Source organism: Flavobacterium salmonis (genome assembly GCF_903819435.1).
Classification (GTDB): domain Bacteria; phylum Bacteroidota; class Bacteroidia; order Flavobacteriales; family Flavobacteriaceae; genus Flavobacterium; species Flavobacterium chungangense.
On the sequence record NZ_CAIJDP010000079.1, the window covers coordinates 14,364 to 34,310 of the forward strand.

Annotated in this window: 18 protein-coding genes and 1 tRNA gene; 3 read left to right on the forward strand and 16 right to left on the reverse strand. The window is 33.5% G+C overall.

The window, feature by feature from the left end:
* Positions 1 to 26: 26 nt before the first annotated feature.
* The 5 genes from FLACHUCJ7_RS16580 to FLACHUCJ7_RS16600 all read right to left on the reverse strand — a co-directional run bounded on the left by FLACHUCJ7_RS16580 (position 27) and on the right by FLACHUCJ7_RS16600 (position 5,728).
* Positions 27 to 1,361, reverse strand: coding sequence for a DEAD/DEAH box helicase (locus FLACHUCJ7_RS16580; RefSeq protein WP_180909676.1), 1,335 nt, complete (start codon positions 1,359 to 1,361; stop codon positions 27 to 29).
* A gap of 196 nt (positions 1,362 to 1,557) precedes the next feature.
* Positions 1,558 to 2,235, reverse strand: a complete 678-nt coding sequence (locus tag FLACHUCJ7_RS16585; protein WP_180909677.1) for a metal-dependent hydrolase — start codon at positions 2,233 to 2,235, stop codon at positions 1,558 to 1,560.
* 25 nt (positions 2,236 to 2,260) lie between these two features.
* Positions 2,261 to 3,223, reverse strand: coding sequence for a 1,4-dihydroxy-2-naphthoate octaprenyltransferase (menA, locus tag FLACHUCJ7_RS16590; protein WP_078228012.1), 963 nt, complete (start codon positions 3,221 to 3,223; stop codon positions 2,261 to 2,263).
* Positions 3,224 to 3,302: 79 nt separating this feature from the next.
* The gene (locus FLACHUCJ7_RS16595) at positions 3,303 to 4,136 is read right to left on the reverse strand and encodes a 1,4-dihydroxy-2-naphthoyl-CoA synthase (RefSeq protein WP_012024845.1); all 834 of its coding nucleotides are present in this window, start codon (positions 4,134 to 4,136) and stop codon (positions 3,303 to 3,305) included.
* A 692-nt stretch (positions 4,137 to 4,828) separates the two neighbouring features.
* Positions 4,829 to 5,728 (reverse strand): LamG domain-containing protein, encoded by a 900-nt coding sequence (locus FLACHUCJ7_RS16600; RefSeq protein ID WP_180909678.1) that lies wholly within the window; start codon positions 5,726 to 5,728, stop codon positions 4,829 to 4,831.
* A gap of 466 nt (positions 5,729 to 6,194) precedes the next feature.
* On the opposite strand from FLACHUCJ7_RS16600, the gene FLACHUCJ7_RS16605 reads away from it, so the two are divergent.
* The 3 genes from FLACHUCJ7_RS16605 (at position 6,195) to FLACHUCJ7_RS16615 (ending at position 8,058) form a co-directional block, all read left to right on the forward strand.
* A tRNA-Tyr gene (locus FLACHUCJ7_RS16605) sits at positions 6,195 to 6,275 on the forward strand.
* Between the two features lie 291 nt (positions 6,276 to 6,566).
* Complete coding sequence (locus FLACHUCJ7_RS16610; protein ID WP_230408849.1) at positions 6,567 to 7,142, forward strand: phage integrase SAM-like domain-containing protein; 576 nt, start codon at positions 6,567 to 6,569, stop codon at positions 7,140 to 7,142.
* Positions 7,143 to 7,323: 181 nt separating this feature from the next.
* Positions 7,324 to 8,058 (forward strand): tyrosine-protein phosphatase, encoded by a 735-nt coding sequence (locus FLACHUCJ7_RS16615; RefSeq protein ID WP_180909679.1) that lies wholly within the window; start codon positions 7,324 to 7,326, stop codon positions 8,056 to 8,058.
* Positions 8,059 to 8,176: 118 nt separating this feature from the next.
* On the opposite strand, the gene FLACHUCJ7_RS16620 is transcribed toward FLACHUCJ7_RS16615, so the two are convergent.
* From FLACHUCJ7_RS16620 to FLACHUCJ7_RS16670, 11 genes are all read right to left on the reverse strand, one after another.
* Positions 8,177 to 9,904 (reverse strand): phospho-sugar mutase, encoded by a 1,728-nt coding sequence (locus FLACHUCJ7_RS16620; protein ID WP_180909880.1) that lies wholly within the window; start codon positions 9,902 to 9,904, stop codon positions 8,177 to 8,179.
* A gap of 38 nt (positions 9,905 to 9,942) precedes the next feature.
* Positions 9,943 to 12,315 carry a GumC family protein gene (locus FLACHUCJ7_RS16625; protein ID WP_180909680.1) on the reverse strand — a complete coding sequence of 791 codons (2,373 nt, stop codon included), beginning with the start codon at positions 12,313 to 12,315 and terminating at the stop codon, positions 9,943 to 9,945.
* An 8-nt stretch (positions 12,316 to 12,323) separates the two neighbouring features.
* Positions 12,324 to 13,088, reverse strand: a complete 765-nt coding sequence (locus FLACHUCJ7_RS16630) for a polysaccharide biosynthesis/export family protein (protein WP_180909681.1) — start codon at positions 13,086 to 13,088, stop codon at positions 12,324 to 12,326.
* A 79-nt stretch (positions 13,089 to 13,167) separates the two neighbouring features.
* Positions 13,168 to 13,368 carry a hypothetical protein gene (locus FLACHUCJ7_RS16635; RefSeq protein ID WP_180909682.1) on the reverse strand — a complete coding sequence of 67 codons (201 nt, stop codon included), beginning with the start codon at positions 13,366 to 13,368 and terminating at the stop codon, positions 13,168 to 13,170.
* An 18-nt stretch (positions 13,369 to 13,386) separates the two neighbouring features.
* Positions 13,387 to 14,787 carry an exopolysaccharide biosynthesis polyprenyl glycosylphosphotransferase gene (locus FLACHUCJ7_RS16640; protein WP_180909683.1) on the reverse strand — a complete coding sequence of 467 codons (1,401 nt, stop codon included), beginning with the start codon at positions 14,785 to 14,787 and terminating at the stop codon, positions 13,387 to 13,389.
* Positions 14,780 to 15,226, reverse strand: coding sequence for a VanZ family protein (locus FLACHUCJ7_RS16645; RefSeq protein WP_180909684.1), 447 nt, complete (start codon positions 15,224 to 15,226; stop codon positions 14,780 to 14,782). The genes FLACHUCJ7_RS16640 and FLACHUCJ7_RS16645 overlap by 8 nt, the downstream gene beginning before the upstream one ends.
* 12 nt (positions 15,227 to 15,238) lie before the next feature.
* A complete protein-coding gene (locus FLACHUCJ7_RS16650) occupies positions 15,239 to 15,997 on the reverse strand; it encodes a glycosyltransferase family 2 protein (RefSeq protein WP_180909685.1) in 759 nt (252 codons plus the stop codon).
* A 212-nt stretch (positions 15,998 to 16,209) separates the two neighbouring features.
* On the reverse strand, positions 16,210 to 16,758 hold the full coding sequence (locus FLACHUCJ7_RS16655; protein ID WP_180909686.1) for a WcaF family extracellular polysaccharide biosynthesis acetyltransferase: 549 nt from the start codon (positions 16,756 to 16,758) through the stop codon (positions 16,210 to 16,212).
* 11 nt (positions 16,759 to 16,769) lie between these two features.
* On the reverse strand, positions 16,770 to 17,855 hold the full coding sequence (locus tag FLACHUCJ7_RS16660) for a glycosyltransferase family 4 protein (protein ID WP_180909687.1): 1,086 nt from the start codon (positions 17,853 to 17,855) through the stop codon (positions 16,770 to 16,772).
* 4 nt (positions 17,856 to 17,859) lie between these two features.
* Complete coding sequence (locus FLACHUCJ7_RS16665; RefSeq protein ID WP_180909688.1) at positions 17,860 to 18,399, reverse strand: acyltransferase; 540 nt, start codon at positions 18,397 to 18,399, stop codon at positions 17,860 to 17,862.
* A complete protein-coding gene (locus FLACHUCJ7_RS16670; protein ID WP_180909689.1) occupies positions 18,396 to 19,937 on the reverse strand; it encodes a lipopolysaccharide biosynthesis protein in 1,542 nt (513 codons plus the stop codon). The genes FLACHUCJ7_RS16665 and FLACHUCJ7_RS16670 overlap by 4 nt, the downstream gene beginning before the upstream one ends.
* Positions 19,938 to 19,947 lie beyond the last annotated feature (10 nt).

Below are 19,947 nucleotides of genomic sequence, written 5' to 3' on the forward strand. Positions count from 1 at the left end.
TAAGCACTATAAAGCTAATTTTAAAACTACTTTTTAAACTTTTTAACCGGTTTTTCAGTTATCTCAACCTTATTTTGTAGAACATAGTTAGCTAACAATTTTTCAATTAGTTCCTCTTTTGTCAGATGATGAAAAACAGTTTTTACTTTTGTTTTTAAATCGGTTGAAATATCGTGATTTGGTTTTGTTTTAAAGATTTGTTTTGCCCATAAAAGTGTATTGTTTTCTTCAAGGCTTATGGTTGAAGGCTTTTTGAATTCAGTAAATTTTAAACCCAGCTCTCTTTCAAAATCTGAAATTTCAGCAACTTCTTCCTGTTGTAAAACTGTCAAAGAAAGTCCTTTTGCTCCAGCCCTTGCTGTTCTTCCGCTTCTGTGAACGTAATTCTCGTAAGTGTCAGGCAAATGGTAATTTACGACATAGGAGATTTCTTTTACATCTATTCCTCTGGCGGCCAAATCAGTTGCTATCAAAATATTGATATGTCCTTCACGAAATTGTTCCATAATTCTGTCACGGATTCCCTGTGACAAACTACCGTGAAGTGCTCCTGATGAAAAACGATTGATAGCCAGATTTTTGGCTAATTTATTAACTGCAGCTTTTGTTTTGCAGAAAATTATGCCGCGTTCTCCGTCTTTTGAGTTTAAAAAATGCATTAAAATATCTAATTTTTCAATAGGATCAACTACAATATATTCGTGATCTATTCCCTGGTTGCCAACTGTGTCCATGTTGGCACTAATCTGAACTACATTTTTATTTAAGTAATTCTGAATTAACTGTTTGATGGTTCCCGGTAAAGTTGCAGAAAACAATATTGTACGGTGTTTTTTGGGAAGTTCTGCAATGATTTCGTCTAAACTTCCTTTAAGAATAGCAACCATTTCGTCTGCTTCGTCTAAAACTAAATATTGGGTTTGGCTTAAATCGACGGCTTTTCGCTGAATCAAATCTATTAAACGTCCCGGAGTTGCCACTACAATATGTGTTGTATTTGTAAGTCGTTCAATTTGGGGTTTTATTGGGATTCCACCGCAAACAGATGCAATAGAAATATTTGGAATATGCTTAGAAAAATCTTCCAGATTATTAAAAATCTGCTGTCCAAGTTCTCTTGTTGGGGCTAATATAACAGCTTGGACAACAGTAGATTTTGTATCGACTAGCTGTAATAATGGCAATCCAAAAGCAGCTGTTTTTCCTGTTCCGGTTTTGGCTAAGCCAACCAGATCATGTATTTCAGATAAAAGTAATGGAATTGTTTTTTGTTGAATTTCGGTTGGTTCAACAATGTTCAGTTCGCTTAGTGCTTTTAAAATTGGTGCTGAAATTCCTAGTGATGCAAATTGCTTAGACATTGTTTTTATTTTAGATTTTTAAATTTTGAATTCACCACTTATTATGTGGATTTAAATAGTTTTTTTTTAAAGAAATTAACGTCTTATAAAAACTAAAGCCCTAGCCCTGATGGAAACGGCATCCTTTTATGCCGGCGTTCGGCATAAAAGATATAGTGTACAGCAGGAAAGAGCTTCTTATAAATGAAATATAATTTTAAAGTTCTATTGATTCCCCGATTTCGAGAAGCATCAAATCTTTTCCTTTATCGAAAAATTTACGGATAGATTCTTCATGATTGATTTCGATGTATCCGAAAGTATCAAAATGGTAGCCAAGTATTTTATCGCATTCTATAAAATCAGAAGCGATAATGGCATCTTCGACATCCATTGTAAAATTACTTCCGATTGGTAAAATGGCTAAATCCAATTTGGTGCGCAACGGAATCAGTTTCATATCCGTTGTTAAGGCTGTGTCGCCGGCAATGTATATGTTTTTATGTTCACCTTCGATAACAAAACCACCAGGATTTCCTCCGTAACTTCCGTCAGGGAATGAACTGGAATGAACTGCGTTTACGTATTTAACTTTTCCGAAGTCAAAATTCCAGCTTCCGCCATGGTTCATTGGATGTGCCTTTAAACCTAATTTTGCATAATAACTGGCAATTTCGGCATTTGAAACAATAGTAGCTTCTGTACGATTGGCAATTGCCTCTACATCCAGAACATGGTCGCCATGTGCATGGGTAAGCAAAATGTAATCGGCTTTTAATGTGTTTATATCAATTGCTGAAGCTAACGGATTTCCAGTAATGAAAGGATCGACAATAATATGTTTTCCTCCAACTTCAATTCCTAAAGATGCGTGACCGTAAAATGTAATTTTCATTTGATAAAAATTTAAAGTGAAACAATTATCTTCCTCCTAGAAAAAGATTAACAATGATATCCGAAATTAAGGATATCATACAAATTGTCAGTAATATAGAAAGCAAAAAAGTGCTGATTGCCAGCTTTTTTAATTCAGGATCTAACAACTTGGGATTTTGATTTTTATAAACGGTAATTAAATGTTTTGTTAAAGGTATGAAGGCTAATAAAAACAAATACTGATCAAAATTATAATCGCTTAAAATGGCAAAAATAATGACCAAAAGCATTGCTGTAATAATTATTGAAAAATGATAAATTTTAGCTTTTTTCCCGCCAATCTGAACTACAATTGTGTTCTTTCCTGATTTTCTGTCGGATTCTTCATCACGCATATTGTTCAGGTTTAAAACCCCTACACTTAATAAACCTATTGAAATTGCGGGCAAAATTAAAAGAGGATCAACTTCTTTAGAATATAAAAAATTAACGCCCAAGGTACTTACCAGTCCGAAGAATACGAAAACAAATACATCTCCAAAACCTCTGTATCCATAAGCAGAATTTCCAACTGTATAACGAATAGCTGAAGCAATTGCAGCAATTCCAAGTAATAAGAAGAAGATAGAATAGACAAAATTACTTTCTCCAAAAGCAAAAAATATCAGGGTAATCGCAGACAAAAGCGTCAATAATGACGTGATTATAATGGCTTTTTTCATAGCCTGCGGTGTAATCACACCACTCTGAATAGCTCTTTGAGGCCCTACCCTATCAGCATTATCTGTTCCTTTAACACCATCTCCATAATCATTTGCAAAATTGGAAAGAACCTGTAAGCCAAGCGTTGTTAAAAGTGCAAAACCAAAAATCTTCCAGCTGAATACTTCCGTTGGTGTGTTGATGGTTTCTGTTGGATTAGATAAGGCGTAAATACTTCCTACTATAATTCCCGAAACTGATAAAGGTAATGTGCGCAATCTGGCGGCTTCAATCCAATGTTTCATTATGTTTTGTTTAGTTGTTTTTTTGTTTCAGTTTCAGGTTTTACGTTTGCAACTTAAAGCCTGAAACTATTTTTTCTTTTTATGGAAGCCATTTATTTTCGCCAAAATTAGGCTTTCTTTTTTCTAAAAAGGCATTTCTTCCTTCTTTTGCTTCTTCGGTCATGTATGCCAGACGTGTAGCTTCGCCTGCAAAAACCTGCTGACCGACCATTCCGTCATCTGTTAAGTTCATGGCAAATTTTAGCATTTTTATAGAAGTTGGTGATTTTTGAAGAATTTCCTGCGCCCATTCGTATGCTGTAGCTTCTAGTTCATCGTGTGGAATAACAGCATTTACCATTCCCATTTCGAAAGCTTCCTGAGCTGAATAGTTTCTTCCTAAAAAGAAAATCTCACGGGCTTTTTTCTGACCAACCATTTTAGCCAGATAAGCAGATCCGTATCCGCCATCAAAACTGGTTACATCAGCATCTGTCTGCTTAAAAATAGCATGTTCTTTACTCGCTAATGTCATATCGCAAACGACATGTAAGCTATGTCCGCCTCCAACTGCCCAGCCCGGGACAACGGCAATTACTACTTTTGGCATAAAACGAATTAATCGCTGCACTTCCAAAATATTTAAACGGTGTTGTCCGTCATCTCCAACATAGCCTTGGTGTCCACGTGCATTTTGATCTCCTCCACTGCAAAATGAGTATACTCCATCTTTTGTTGATGGACCTTCAGCAGAAAGTAAAACTACTCCTATTGAAGTATCTTCCTGTGCATCATAAAATGCCTGGTATAATTCTGAGGTTGTTTTTGGCCGAAAAGCGTTTCTAACATTTGGTCTGTTAAAAGCTATTCTTGCAACTCCATTACATTTTTTATACGTTATATCTTCGAATTCTCTGGCAGTTATCCAATCCATTTTCTATTTTATTTGTTTTAAATAATTATAGTGTAAAAATAAGCCATTTTTACATTTTTACCTACTCAATTCAAGTGAAGTCTTTTTTCTAAATCATATTCTGAAAAAAATAACAACCTAAAAATAAAAAATAACATTTTTTAACACTTGTATTTAAAAATAATAAGTAATTTTACGATCTATAAATCAATAAGATACGTTTTTATTTATTGATTTAAAGATTGATTTTCTTTCACTGATTTATTAACCTAAAAAATGACTTTTTTTGAGAAAAATTAAAAAATTTGTCGCTCATTTTTTAACGGTTTTTAATTATAAAACAAAAAAAAATGGGCAAATGATTTATTCATATGTTTCAACTTCAATAAAAAGACAGTAACACCGACGGTTAATTACTGGAATTGCATTTCAATTTTTCAAAAAAAGAATACGATAATTGAGAATTAAAAATTGAAGCTTTCTATAAATTATTGATAAAAACCAAAGGGTAAGCCGTGAAATTGATTTGTTGTTTTTGAAATAAATGAATTGATTATTTAAAGACATCGTTAAAAAAAGTGAATCATAAAATACGTAAAGGATTTACTTTTAAAATACATTTAGAATTATTTTATTTCTGTTTTTTTTTAATTACAATTTTTTAAAACTAGAATAAAAAGGGAAAGGCTATTCGTAATGGATAGCCTTTCTTGTTATTTAGATGTCGTTTTTTTAGCCGGTGGGTCAGTAATCTTTAATAAGTATATGCCTTCTGGAAGTTCATTTAAATCAATTTCTTTTGTAGTATTACTTGATATTCTCTGCCCCTGAGAAAATACCTCTATCTTCTTTGCGTTCAAAGAATTTGTTTTTATAATAGTGGTTGTATTGGTATTGCTTTGTACTATTTCTTTTTTTAAAACTGTTTCAGTCTTTACATCCTTGACTGGTTGTGTGTATTTTTCAATGTTGTATAATGCAAGAATTTCCTTGTCTGATAAAGCAGTATTGTAAATTTTTAAATCATCCAAATCAGCATTAATTCCAATTTTAGTATTAATTTCTCCTAATCTGAAAATATTTCCTTCAGTATTAATTGTGGCAGCCTTTTCATATTTTAACAATTCTCCATTGCGATATATTTTTGAAATGCTGCCATCAAACGTAGCGCTATATTGATACCAGGTATCCTTAGTCAAAGGGATATTAACTATTATATCGTTTAAAGCTCCCCATGCTGCCAGATTTAAGTCAGAATTAGAAGTTGTCGTTCCTTGTTGCAAGAGTCCAAAATACTTGGCGGTAGAAGCTTCACCATACCCCCAGATATAATTTGCTGAAGAAATATCATTCATTTTGATCCAGATCGTTATGGTTCTTGGTTTATCCTTCTGAGGGAGATTGTCAATTACAGCTTCTAATGCTTTGTTTGTTAATCTTTGTGCACTTTTATCTTTTCCCGTCCTATCGGCTACATAATTTTCTGTCCCCATAAAAGAAATGGAATTTTCAGTATTTTGTAATGTTCCGTTGAAATTAAATTTATGAATGGGTATTTGAGCACCCACTTCTGAAGAAATAATAATTATAAATGGGAGTAGGATTTTTTTCATAATTGGATTGGGGTTTCTATCACTAAAATATATTTAAACCTATTTCGAATGAAATTTACTCGATAAATGACATTAATAATCGTTGAAATAAATTATTTTGAAATATTTAATCAGTATATTTTTTCAAATCCAATCAAAGCCATTGCATTTTTTTGAATTTTTATTAATCTGTAGATTATTTACCGGTTAATTAAATTAATCGTTAAGGAACTCAATAATCAGGATTTGATAACTCTGATAGGACTAAAATTTATAAATATTTAACTAAAAAAAATACTACGATTTATAAAACTCAAGCTTTAATTTTAAAAAAGCCTTATAATTGATAAAAATCTTTATTATTATTTAATTCACTACCAGTGAATTAAATAATAACTTAAAATTAAGTTCATTTTTTGTTTGCAAACATGAAAAACGTTGCTATATTTGCATCCGCTTAGAACAACAAAGCACAACGCTGAGATTCGGGGAGATACTCAAGCGGCCAACGAGGGCAGACTGTAAATCTGCTGTGAAAACTTCGCAGGTTCGAATCCTGCTCTCCCCACGGAAAGGCCAAAAAGGCGGAAAACTTAAAGTTTTCAATCTTTTCAAAAAGCCACAAAAAATGTCTGAAGACCTGCAAATTCAACGATTTGCAGGTTTTTTTTATTTTAGGCCTGTTTTCAATATTTACAAATCCTCACAAAATTAAAGGTGCAGAATCGGTGCACTTTCCGGCGCGCTGAAAAGTGCACCAGAAACAGCAAAAATCCCTTATATTACAGGGGTTAACGAGATTAACGACTTGATTTGGCAGTAATATTATTCTACATTTATTAATTTAAAAAGTAGGATTATGTTGGAAAGCAGTTTTGGTTTGAGATTCTTTTTAAAAAGACCCAAAATAGAAAGTAGAGAATGGATTGTGTATTTCAGAATAACTGTTGACGGTATCCGTAAGGAAAGCTCAATTAAGAGAAAATGGGATAATACACGATGGGATCAAAGGTTCGAAAGAGCGGTCGGCTCAAAGGAAGATGCAAAGTCATTGAACTTCTTTTTGGATTCGCTGACTTTAAAAATCAATGAAATCAAAACCGAAATGATGTACAGCGGCAAAACCATAACCGCTGAGAAAATTATAGACGAGGTTCTAGGAAGGACAGCGCCAAAGATTAAGGTGCTAGAAGAATTTCAAAAGCATAATAATGAAATGGAGGCGCTTCTTGGAAAAGGCTATTCAAAAGGCACCCTTGACCGGTTTACCATTACTAAAAACCATTTGACTGCGTTTATAAAATTCAAGCTTAAAAAGCAAGATCTTGAATTTGCGGATTTGAATCTTGAGTTTGTAAAGGACTTCGAGTTTTACCTTAGAACTGTACGCGACTGCAGCAACAACACCAATAAACCTAGCACTGAACTGGACTGAATAATAATGATCTGTCGGATTCATTTTTAGATTGGTTTAAAATTATAAAGATAAAGTTATTCTCAAATGCGAAAAAAAAGAAAACTATTTAGGATATAAGTTCCTTTATCGTTTCGAAAGAGGACTTGTAGTATTATGAAACTAAAAGCACAAGAGTTAAATTTAGCATTAAATTTTAATTATGTTACCCTTCCTTAAAACAAAGAATTATTTAAAAGATTTACTTCCTAAAAATTACATTGATATTCATAACCATTTACTCCCCGGCATAGATGACGGTTCAAAAACAATTCAGGAAACTACGGAACTTGTCACACAGATGAAAGAATTAAACATACACTGTGCTATTGCAACACCTCATACATTTAATTCAAAATGGGAAAATACTCCTGAAACTATAAAAAATGCATTTAATACCGTCTACGCGAAAGAAATAAATAGAAATTTTTTGAAAGGCTATGCAAGTGAATATATGCTGGATACCTCTTTAATTGATAAATTAAAAAAAGAACCGCTTCTGTGCCTGAGCGATAATTATATATTAATCGAATTTCCTTTGTTTATGAAATCCATAAATTTATATGAAATGCTGTTTGAACTCAAAATTAATAACTATAAAATTATTCTGGCGCATCCGGAACGTAATTTATATTTTCATAATTCGATGATTAAATATGAAAAATTAAAAAATTATGGAGTCTATTTTCAACTAAACTTACTTTCTCTAACTGGTTATTACGGTAAAATAATTCAAAAAAAAGCAATACAATTACTTGAAAATGATTTGTATGATTTTACGGGATCTGATATACACAGTGAAACTGAAATCAATCAATTTAAAAACGTAAAACTTGAAATTCCTAATAGAAAAAAATTTGAATGTTTACTGCTTAATAATACTATATTTAGCAAATAAAAAACTCTTAATGAATAACTGTTGTATATAAAAAAAGCTGTTCAATTGAACAGCTTTTAAAATTTAAGCAATATAAATTTTACGGTTATGATTTAATTCTGGTTAATTATTATTTTCTTTAATTCAACTGCATCGAGATTAGAATGTTTTCTATTTTTTTACTTAGAACATTCTCAACAACTTTAAAGTTTTCTATATTCTGCAGTTCTTCTTTTACACTAATATAGAATTTAATCTTAGGTTCTGTTCCGCTTGGTCTTGCACAAATCTTAGACCCGTCTTCGGTGTAATAAATCAATACATCCGCTTTAGGCATGTCTATAATTTCTTTTTCTTGGGTCAGCAGATTTATAGCAGTTGATGATTTGAAATCTTCAATCCTGATTACTCTTTTATTGCTAATTTTTTTCAAAGGTTTATCTCGCAGATCAGCCATCATATTATTAATTTCAGCCAATCCTTCCTGTCCTTTTTTAGTGATAGAAACTAAATGTTCTTTATAAAAACCAAATTCTGCATAATGCTTTAATAATTCTTTATGAAGAGAACTTCCGCAGGCTTTAGCCTGGGCGGCAGCTTCACAAATTAACAATGAAGCTGATACAGCATCTTTGTCACGAACAGTATCGCCGACCATGTATCCAAAGCTTTCTTCTCCACCACCAATAAACTCAAGGTCAGGAAAATCTTTTATCATTTTGGCAATCCATTTAAAACCTGTCAGTCCGCTTTTATAACCAACACTATATCGCGCTGCCACTTGAGTGATCATTGGAGTTGAAACAATTGTTGATGCTATGAACTGTTTCCCATTTAATTTCCCGGCTTTTTCCCATTGTTCCAGTAAAAAAACAGTCATAATAATCATGGTTTGATTTCCATTCAATAAAATCATTTTCCCTTCTTCATCACGTACAGCTACTCCTAAACGATCGGAGTCAGGATCGGTGCCTATTGCGATATCAGCATTTGTTTTTTCAGCTAATGCCAATGCCATTGACAATGCCTCAGGTTCTTCTGGATTTGGAGATTTTACAGTTGGGAAATTTCCGTTCGGCATTCTTTGCTCCTCAACAATATGTATGTTTTTATATCCTGCCGCTGCTAAAGTATCAGGCAAAACCGTTATTGAAGTACCATGTAAGGGAGTAAAAACGATATTAAGATCGTCTTTTGCCGCAAAGGGTGTACTAAAACTAGCATTTTCAATAGTTGATTTTATAAAAGCCTCATCGATATCTGAATCAATATATCGAATTAAATCTTCATTGGCTTGAAATTTAATCTGGCTGTATTTCAAATTCTCTATAACGGAAATAATTTCTCGGTCCTGAGGAGGTACAATCTGCCCTCCATCTTCCCAATAAACCTTATAGCCATTATACTCAGGTGGGTTGTGAGAAGCTGTAAGTACAATTCCGCATTGGCAGTTAAGGTACTTAAGAGCAAAAGACAATTCAGGAGTAGGTCTTAAACCGGAAAACAGGTATACTTCAATACCATTAGCAGAGAAAACATCTGCAACGATTTTTGCCAATGTATCACTATTATGGCGGCAGTCATAAGCAATAACTGCCTTAATTTTTTGATCAGGAAATACCTCCCATAAATAATCCGAAAGTCCCTGTGTGCTTTTTCCTAAGGTATATTTGTTAATACGATTGCTGCCTATTCCCATTACTCCTCTCATTCCTCCTGTACCAAATTCCAAATTTTTATAAAAACTTTCTTTTAATTGGTCAGGAAACGAAGCAATCATTTCATATACTTTATCCTGCGTTTCTTTATCAAAAGGTGGATTTAACCACTCTTCCGCTTCTTTTAAAATATTCATTGTTGCATCCATTGATTGCATTGTGTATTTGCGATTTTATTTTATAACTGCTAAATTTTGAAAAGTTTTTTCTTTAGTTTCTCAAGTCTTGTTTCTTTTTCAATTTCTTTTCCATATCCATATCCATATCCATAGTTATAACTATAACCGTAACTTGAACTAAAATCAATATCATTGACTACGTAACCCATATTTATAAGTTTTTGATCCTTATACAGCTTATTTGAATAAGATATTAAATTCTTTTGCGCTACTCCCGAACGGAACAAAAACAAAGTTGTATCTGCATACTTAGAAATCATAAGAGTATCACTTACCAATAAGGTTGGAGGCGTATCAAAAATAATGATATCATATACTTTTTTTACTTCATTTACTAAGCATTCAAAACGGGGATTAGACAGTAATAATGTTGGATTAGGCGGCATAATTCCAGAGAGTAAAATATCAAATGGAAAATCTTCGTCTCCACTACTGCATAATAAATTTTCCCATTGAATAGTTCCATCATGCAGATAATTGCTGAATCCGCGGGTTTCTTTTGTGGTATTGTTTAAATGTTTATGCAATTGCGGATTTCTAAAATCAGATCCTATTATGATTACTTTTTTATCCAGATGTGCATAAGCAGCCGCTAAATTATAGGAAACAAAAGTCTTTCCTTCTCCTTTTATAGATGACGTGACAAATATTACTTTCCCCAGTTCATCTTCAGTAAAAGGAGTAATAAAATTGGTATTATTGGCCAAAGTTCTAAAAGCTTCCAAATTTTGCATCTTGGAGTCTTTATCATCCTTTAATGAAGGTAGTTCTGCTAAGATAGGAATTACTGTGTTTGTATTTTCCACATCAGCAGCTGTATATATTTTATTATCTAATTTAAAAAGTATAAATAAAATACTAAACGGAATACAAAAACCGATAAGAAACGCTATCAATATAATCTTATTTTTTTGAGGAGATACTGGATGAATATCTGTTATCGCATAATCTATAATTTTAGTATTAGGTATTGTTACGGCCAGATTTATCGAAGCTTCTTCCCTTTTTTGAAGCAGCAGTAAATACAAACTTTCTTTCAAATTCTGCTGGCGTTCTATACTTCTCAGCACTTTTTCTTTTTCAGGAAGAGAAGCAAAACTTCCTTCAGCCTCTTTCTGGGCAGATTCACTCTTAACAAGAGTTGTTCTGAGCTGCTGTTTATAGCCTTTTACAGAATTTATGATATTATTTCTTAAATTCGTGAGTGTGCTCACTAACAGCTGTACGGAGGGGTTGCCGCTTCCTGCACTGGTTTGAAATTTTTGATAGGATAAAACCGCTGTATTGTAATCGGCAACTAATTGATTGATTACTAAATTTTGTATCCCAATATCCGCCGGCAGAAGTTCGAATGCTTTTTGAGATTCGATACTGTTCTTAAGCAGATCTGCCAGTAATAATTGTGATTCTATATCAAATGAAGACTGCTCTTTAGCTGCTCTCTGAAGAATACTTGAACCTGCATCTTCTTGAATAAAGCTGAGTTTATTATTCTTTTTATAATTCTTTTTGGAACTTTCTATAGAATCAAGTTCTCTTCTCAAGTATACAAACCGGTCATCAACAAAATTAATGGTTCTTCTGGAGACTTCTTTTTTATCCGTAATTCCGTCGGCTTCATAAACATCAATCAAATTATTGATAACGGCTTCTGACTGAGGTCCGTTTGTACCTTTTAATGAAATTGATAATATGTCGCTGTCTTTCCCCTCAGCATCCACTTCAAAGGCATCACTTAGTTCCAAAGCAGTTTTATGAAGCGTTTTTAAAACCACATTGAAACTCTTATTAGTGTTTTTCGTCATTACTGCCCCAAAAGCCGGCTTTATAGTTATGGGTAAATTGGGAATGTTTTTGTCTAATACATATCCTTTTACCTCAAAACTTTCTCCAGATATAATATCTAAAATAGTATATCCTGATGCCGTTACTGTTATGGTATAGTTCAATGCGCTTTTCAGATTGGATGCGCCATCACGATAACCCACAATAAAAGGCGGGTTATAAATCTGTTTGGATGTCACTCTGGAATTATAATAATATTCTACATTTAACTTCAAATTTTTAACCACCTGTTCGGACAAGTGGACTGATTTGAGCAGTGCGATCTCATTCTCTAAGTTTATGGTAGATTTATTAAATAATTTAGAAACATCTAAAGTAAAATTTGAGTTTTCCTTATCATTCAACAGTTTAACTTTAGCCTCCGATTTGTATACCACATTCGCATATCTTAAATAAACAAAAGCGCTGAATAAAGAAATAATTATCGACAATAAAAAGGCCGACCAGTACTTTAAATATTTATTGATAATTTGTTTTAAATCTGCTGAATTATTTTCTTCAATAAAATCGAAATATTCATTTTTATCACTATTCATGAGTTGATTTATCTTGCAATTAATATTATAGAGCTTAGAAGTAAGGATGCTATGGTTAGTATTGTACTTGCATTTCCTATATAACCTGCAGTTTTTACTTTAGCATCATTTGGATTAACGACCAGTATATCATTCTGATGAACCTGATATTGCTCCTCATTCATCCAGCCGGCTGTTGTTAAATCTACATGCGTGATGGTTCTTTTTCCTTCAGATTCTCTAATCAGCAGCATGTCATTACGTTTTCCGTTTATTGTTAAATCTCCAGCATAGCCGAGAGCTTGAGGTATCGAAATCGACTGTTCTAAAAAGGAATAAGTTCCCGGCGATTTTACTTCTCCTAAAACCGTTACTTTTGCATTCAAAATACGCACTGATACGGAAGGATTAACTAAATGTCCTCCTTTTTCAAGTTCAGATTTAATCTTTGTTTCCAGGTCTTTTACAGACAGGCCCGAAGTGTTTATTTCTCCTAAAACTGGCAGTACAATTGTTTTATCGGGAGAGACCAGATAACCCTGAACTTTCAAAATATCTATTGTACTGCTTACACCAGCTGTGTTCGCGCCCTGAATGTTGTATGGCAGAGCAGTTTCAGGCACTAAGGCCCCGATTCTAATACTTAGAATATCATTTGGTTCAATAGAAACAGGTTTTAAATTTGCTGCGGCTGATGCATAATTACCTGCATCCTGAAAATAAATAATATCTTTTCTAGAAGAACAGGATGAAAATAAAATACTAATAAAAAGTATATATACTAATCGATTCATTATAATTGGGAATAAATTTTAAAATTTAAGGCATTAGGATTGTGCTGTCTGTAAAAACAGCCGTCAGATATAACAGCAGTTACATCGAATTGGACAATTCACCTGATTCGTACTGGGCTGTTTTCTTTGCTTTTATTTTATCATTTAATTTAGACAATCGGTGTAACTGTTTTTTCTGAACTTTATCTTTAATATAAAATCGATACAATTCTTTACCAATAAAAAAACCGGCAATAGAAATGCCTGAAAGAAATCCGGCAACATAATAGGTAACATTCATAATTATTTAGTTTTTACGTTAAAAAGCATTTTCATCCCCCTTGAGGGTTAATACAACTGTCAGCAGGCAGATTTTCAAGTCTTTTATAAGACTCCAGTTTTGCAGATAATCTATATCCGCTTTAACCCTCCGTTTCATATCAGAAACTTTTTTAGTTTCGCCTCTGTGTCCCGATATTTGTGCTAAACCGGTAATTCCCGGTTTTACAAAATGACGCACCATAAAATCATTAATCTGGTTATTATAATCTTCTGTGTGTTTGAGCATATGAGGACGCGGTCCTACTACACTCATATCACCCATTAAAACATTGAAAAACTGGGGAAGTTCATCAAGGCTGGTTCTTCTTATAAACTTTCCAATAGGAGTAACACGCATATCCCCTTTTTTAGCCTGCAGGCTGTCGCTTTCTGTATTTACAGCCATGCTTCTAAATTTGTAGCAATAGAAGGACTGATTTTTTTTGCCTGTACGCAGTTGTTTGAATAAAACAGGCCCCTTACTTTGTTTTTTTATAATCAATGCGAGTACAGGATACAGCCATGATAAAATAAAAATGAGGACCAGCAGGCTGAAAACGATATCAAAAACGCGTTTTACCAGTCTGTTGTAAGCATTTTGCAGCGGTTCATTCCTTGGACGAATAATCTGAAAGTTTTCGTAGCTGGTGCTGCTGAAAGAAAATTTAGAAATATCAGATAAATCCGGAACAAATTTTAATCTGATGCAGTATCTGTCGGCCAGCTCAAAGTAGGTGTTTAAATCATCTATAAACTCGGTTTTCACTACAATATATAATTCCTGGATTCCTTTTTCCGATGCTTTGTGAATGGCATTTATAAGCTCGCGGTTAAAAGACTTTTTATCTCTTAAATTATACTCTTCAACGTCGTTTATAATCCCCAGGAAATCAAAAAAATGAGAGCTGCTTTCTAATTTAGATGCCAACTGGATACTCGTTGGATTAAATCCCCATATCGCAACAACAAAAGGCTTTCTGACCCATTTTTTTATATTGTTTAAAACAAAAGTGAAAATGACCCTGGAAAGGAGCAGATAAAAAAGCAGAAAAGAAAACTGTAAAATCCCAGCTCCGATGCTTAACTGGTATCTTTTTAATCCCTCAAAAAAAACAATATAACTTTCCCAAAAGAGAAACTGGAATAAGAAAACACGCCAGCTGTTACGGTAAAAAACAGGAAGGCTGAAAACTGTGTCCAGACGGTATAAATTAAAATATAAAGTAGCCAGCAGCCATTCTCCCAAGGCGATCCAATGAGTATTCTTGACAAAAGACGAAGTCCACTGTACACTTGTTTCCTCAGCAAAGTAAAGAAATAAGGATATGCTAATAACTACAGCAAAAATATCAGATAAGATACTGCAAAAAATAAAAGTAAATTTATGTCTGTTACGCATTTTTATTAAAAAAATAATGATTTAACTTTTTGAGTGATAAAGCAGCCGTCCCGCCGCAGATGCCTCCTGCAATTCCAAAAAAAATATCCATAAAATCTGGATGCCGGTCTGATATAAAAAACTGTCCTGCTTCCGCCAGACAGACTATTACTGTGCAGATTATAACGGTCCTGCTTCCTGCAAAAACGGAATTTCTTTCCTTATCATAAGTATCTGATTCCCAACAAAAATCACACAAAAATCCTAACAGCAGAAAAGGAACTGCTGTACGCAGATTAAGGTATTCACTAGTCCATTCTATTATAATCCGGGGCAGATAGGTTTCTGTTTTTAAATTTGAGGAAGGCAGCCATGAATAATAAAAAACAGCTGCTGTGCAGATTAAAAATAATACTCCAGTCAGGACTCTGCTGCAGCTTTTGTGATTACTATTATCCATTACAGCGAAATTCTAAGCCACAGGTTCTAAATTCAAATACTGTTTTAATGCCCTGAGCTTTTTTCTCAATACTGCACTGAAGGCTGGAAGACCATGATATCTGTAGATTCGGTAATCCTCATAAAGAACTTCAAATACTCTGCTACGGGACGTACTCAAACCGCCCATTTTCATTTTTACTAGATAAGTGTTAAGGTAAGCCAGCTTTACTCTGCTTTTAAATAAATAGCGTAGTAAAAACTCGGTATCTGAAGCTATTTTAAAATCAAGATTATAATAGCCTAGTTTTTCAATAATACTTTTTCTTAAATATACTGTAGGATGAAGAGGCAGCCAGCCGGATTTTATTTTTTTGTAATTGTAAGCTCCTCCTATTCTGTCTCGCACAATTTTTTCTTCCGCGTCATTAGTTACATAAATTCCATCACCATAAACTCCATCACGGGAAGGAAACATTTTAAACATGGTAACAATTTTTGAGACAACCTCATTATCGTAAAACACATCATCAGAATGCATCAGTCCGATAATATCTCCCCCTGCTATTTTCAGGCCTTTATTAATAGCATCATACATCCCATTATCCGGTTCAGACAGATATGTGCTGATTCTTTGTCCATAAGATTGAATAATTTCCTTTGTGCCGTCAGTTGAATTTCCGTCTATAACAATATATTCAATATCGGGGTAATTCTGGGATAAAACACTCTCTATACAATTTGTAATGGTTTCTTTTCTATTGTAACAGATCGTAATGATAGAAACTTTCATAATTATTTTTTTAGTTAATTTAATATTGAAGCAGGCACAACTGGTAAAAAAACACAGGAACAGACAGCAGAGCATTTTTTTAACATCAAAAACAGATCAGATTACGCTAACTGTATATAATAATTGAATACAGAGAACGTCCATTATAGCTTTTTTGATTATCAAAAAAAGGATATGGTAATTTAAAATACCGCGGCCGGATTCTAAAAAAATTACCAGCGTTCTTTTACCATTTTAAGTGGATTGCCACTAAACACCCCGTTTTCAGGTAATGATTTTGTTACTACTGAACCAGCAGAAACGATAGTATTAATCCCTATCTTAACGTTGGGACCAACAAATGAGGCTGCACCTACCCAGCTTCCATCTTCCAGTACTATCACCCCATTTCTATAAGGCATTGTAGGATCTTTATAATCATGATTGCCTCCGCAGACAAAAACTTTCTGACTGATACATACATTATTACCTATTGTAAGTAATTCAAAATTCAAAAGAAACACCTCTTCACCAATCCAAACATTATCTCCGACAACCAGCTTCCATGGAAAATGGATGTTCACTCTGGGTTTAATTACTAATCCTTTACCAACTTTGGCCCCAAAGGCTTTCAATAAAAACACCTTAAATTTAGAAGGGTAAGGAATAGCAGATAGAAAAAAAACAACCTTTACTGCATACCACAGCATTTCTTTTGCCTTCGATGCACCTCTGTCGAGACCTAAACGGGAATTAAATAAATCTAAACGAACTTTTTTCATAATAATTCAAATTAAATATGTTTGATGACTTTAAAAACTTTAGCTGCAAATTGTTCTTCTGTAAAATACGATTGAACATACACTGCATTAATCCTGCTGTATTTATCGATACATTCTTCTAATTTTTCATTGATTTCCAGCAGCGTATTAAATATGGATTCCGGGCTTTTCGAGGAAACAAAACGGCCATTTTCTGCACTGATAATATCTGGTATTCCAGAAAATTTTGTTGTAACAATTATATTCCCAGTCGCCATAGCTTCTATCAATGAAATCGGCTGTCCTTCCATACGGTAGTAGGTAGGCAGAACAAAAACATTAGATTTCTCCAGCAGGTCAATTTTGCTCTGGCCCGAGACAACACCGTGGTACTTAATAAAGCCCTGCAGTTCCCTGAATTTATGATTTATAACAATCTCAGATTCATCTTCAATTTTACCGGCTATGTCTGCCTCAAAAACAATTCCCTCGTTTTTCAACAGAATTAAGCTGTCCAAAAAGTCAAGGATTCCTTTTTCTTCCATTAGATTACTCAAATAAAGAAGCCTGAGTTTATCTTTTGGTTTAGATATTTCTTTATTCTGAACTAAATCATCCTGAGCAAAATTCTCCACTATAAAGACCTTTTTGGGATTAAGCAGTCCATCAAAATTGCTCCTTAAAGAATTAGAAAGGACAATTCCTGCCGCAGCTTTACGGATGCAGAATGCAAAGCATCTCTTTTTAAACCCTTTTAAAGATTTATACTCATTCCCCAGATGATTTCCATGAATATGTATAATGTAAGGTCTTCCAGCTGCGAGACAATAGAAATAAAAAGGCATGTATTTTACTATCCCAAAAAAGGTCTGTCCTGGCGTTGTATAAACGATATCTGATTTAGAAACAGCCGTTATTTTTTTATAAACCTTTAAAAATGAAAAGACTTTACTAAAGGAGAAATGCCCGACATTTTCTGAAGAAATATTTTTTGAATTTGTATTAATTACATCCACGGAAATCTCCTTTTTCAGTTTTAACTGCTTTAAAAGAATTTCATTAGCTAACGAACAGCCGTTGATAGGCTGGGGAAACGGACCGATAATAAGTATCTTCATATTTTTATATTCTATCTTTCTTTATTAATGAACTCTCCATATGTTGTTCCCACCGGAGGGCCTTTTCGGTTAGTTTTCCAATTATCTGCGCCGGATTTCCAATAACAACAGCATCAGAATCAATAGTTCCTCTCACAACGCTTCCAGCTCCGATAACGACATTATCATGAATAATAGTTCCGGGCATGATAATAGCTCCCATACCTATAAATACATTTCTGCCGATATGAATTTCTTTTTTGAAAGCAAGATCTGTGTCGGGCTTTTTATTCAACGCAATAAGACCGGTAGTTAAGGAATAATCATGCGTGAGCAGGATGACTTTTTCGGAGATGACTACACGCTCTGATAAGTAAATTTTATTAAAATCATCAAACCTTACCTGCGTTGAAATATACCTTGGAAGGCCATTCATTTTAACTCCGACCATTTTCAAAATAAAATTGTAACCCATCATATAAAATCTGGGCATTCTGCCGTCAAGCGGTTTTAAAAAAGTCTTAAGAATATGAAATGTTAATTTTAAAAACAGTCTCTTAATCATAATTTTTTATGTATTATGTTTTTTGCTAAACCTGCAAAATAGCGCAGTTCATTTGTTTTGAAATAAAGCAGGACAATAATGATATTGGGAACTAATAAAGCAACTGCACTCTTTGCGGCAAAACCGGAGAAACTATCCGAAAAAAACGACTGCAGAGAGCATACTGTTATGTAAGAAATAAACAGGATACCTGTGTATTTAAGAATTGTTATGTAATAAGGCAGCACCTTTTTTTGAAAACCATATTTGAAAACCACGTACGGCTCCCACCATATATTGGTTGTCAGGTTGCTGATTATTGTTGCGATAATTACTGATTCCACACCCCATTTCAAAACCAGCAGAAAATAAAAGGAAAAGAATAAATTAATGACTGCTTCAAATAAAGATTTCCATTTAATGGGCCAGAAAAGGCCTTTGGCATCTATAAAAATCTGAGAGGTAATTCTCATTCTGTCCAAATAGAAATTAAATGTGATTAGAAAAGTAATCAATACAGAAAAGACATATTCTTTCCCCCAGATTAAATTGATAAACGGATTTACCAATGTACTCAAGGCTATAAAACAGCATATTGCGAAATAAGCATTGATAAAGAACAGCTTATTAAAAAAATTATGCGATTCATCATTTGATTTTTGTGCTACATAATTGCCGACACTTGCGGTAACAGGCAGCATAATCTGCATAAAAACAATTCTAATTGTATTGGTAAGCAATAAATAATTAGAATATATTCCCATCACTATAATTCCCACAAACTTTGAAATCAGTAAATCGTCTACTCCTGTAATAACCACAGAACCAAGCTTGCTGAATGACATGGCAAACACATTTCTTTTCAAAGCATCTTTGTCTATTTTATCAATTTTCTCATCCTTATTTGCTCTTAGATAAGGGAAGAGTTTATCTGCCTTTTTTGAAATAAAATAATTTCCTAAAAAAGTACAGGCAATTTGAATAATCAGAAAGCTTAGGAAATCGTGAAATACAAACAACACACCGATCTGCAGACTGCCTTTTATGATATTAAAATAAAGCTGGTTTAATGAATCAATATGTCCATTCTGGCTAGCAATGATTAATGATCTTTTATAGTTAAAGAAATAACTCACCGAGGTATTTAAAAGATAAAGCAGATAAATAATACATAATGGAGGAAGCGCTGCCGGGAGTTCAGATAAATCATTAATAAAAAAATCTAAAAATGGAATCAGCACCAGCCCAGCAAGGAAAATAAATGTCCCGATGGTTTCATAAACCCGGGCATAATAATTCATAAGCTTTGAAACCCTGATTTCGTCTTTTACTGCCAGCGGTGCATACATGGCATAAATAATTGCTGTTCCAAAACCTATTTCAGCAAAGGACAATACCGAAAGTATATTGGTAAATAACCCATTAATTCCTAAATAAGCTGCTCCTAAAGTTTTTATAAATATCGTACGTACTGCAAAATTTAAAATAATCGTTATCAGCTGCCCTATTAAAGCTGCTGCAGAATTTTTTATAGAACTCCGGGTCCTGTTTGTTGTCATTAAAATTATT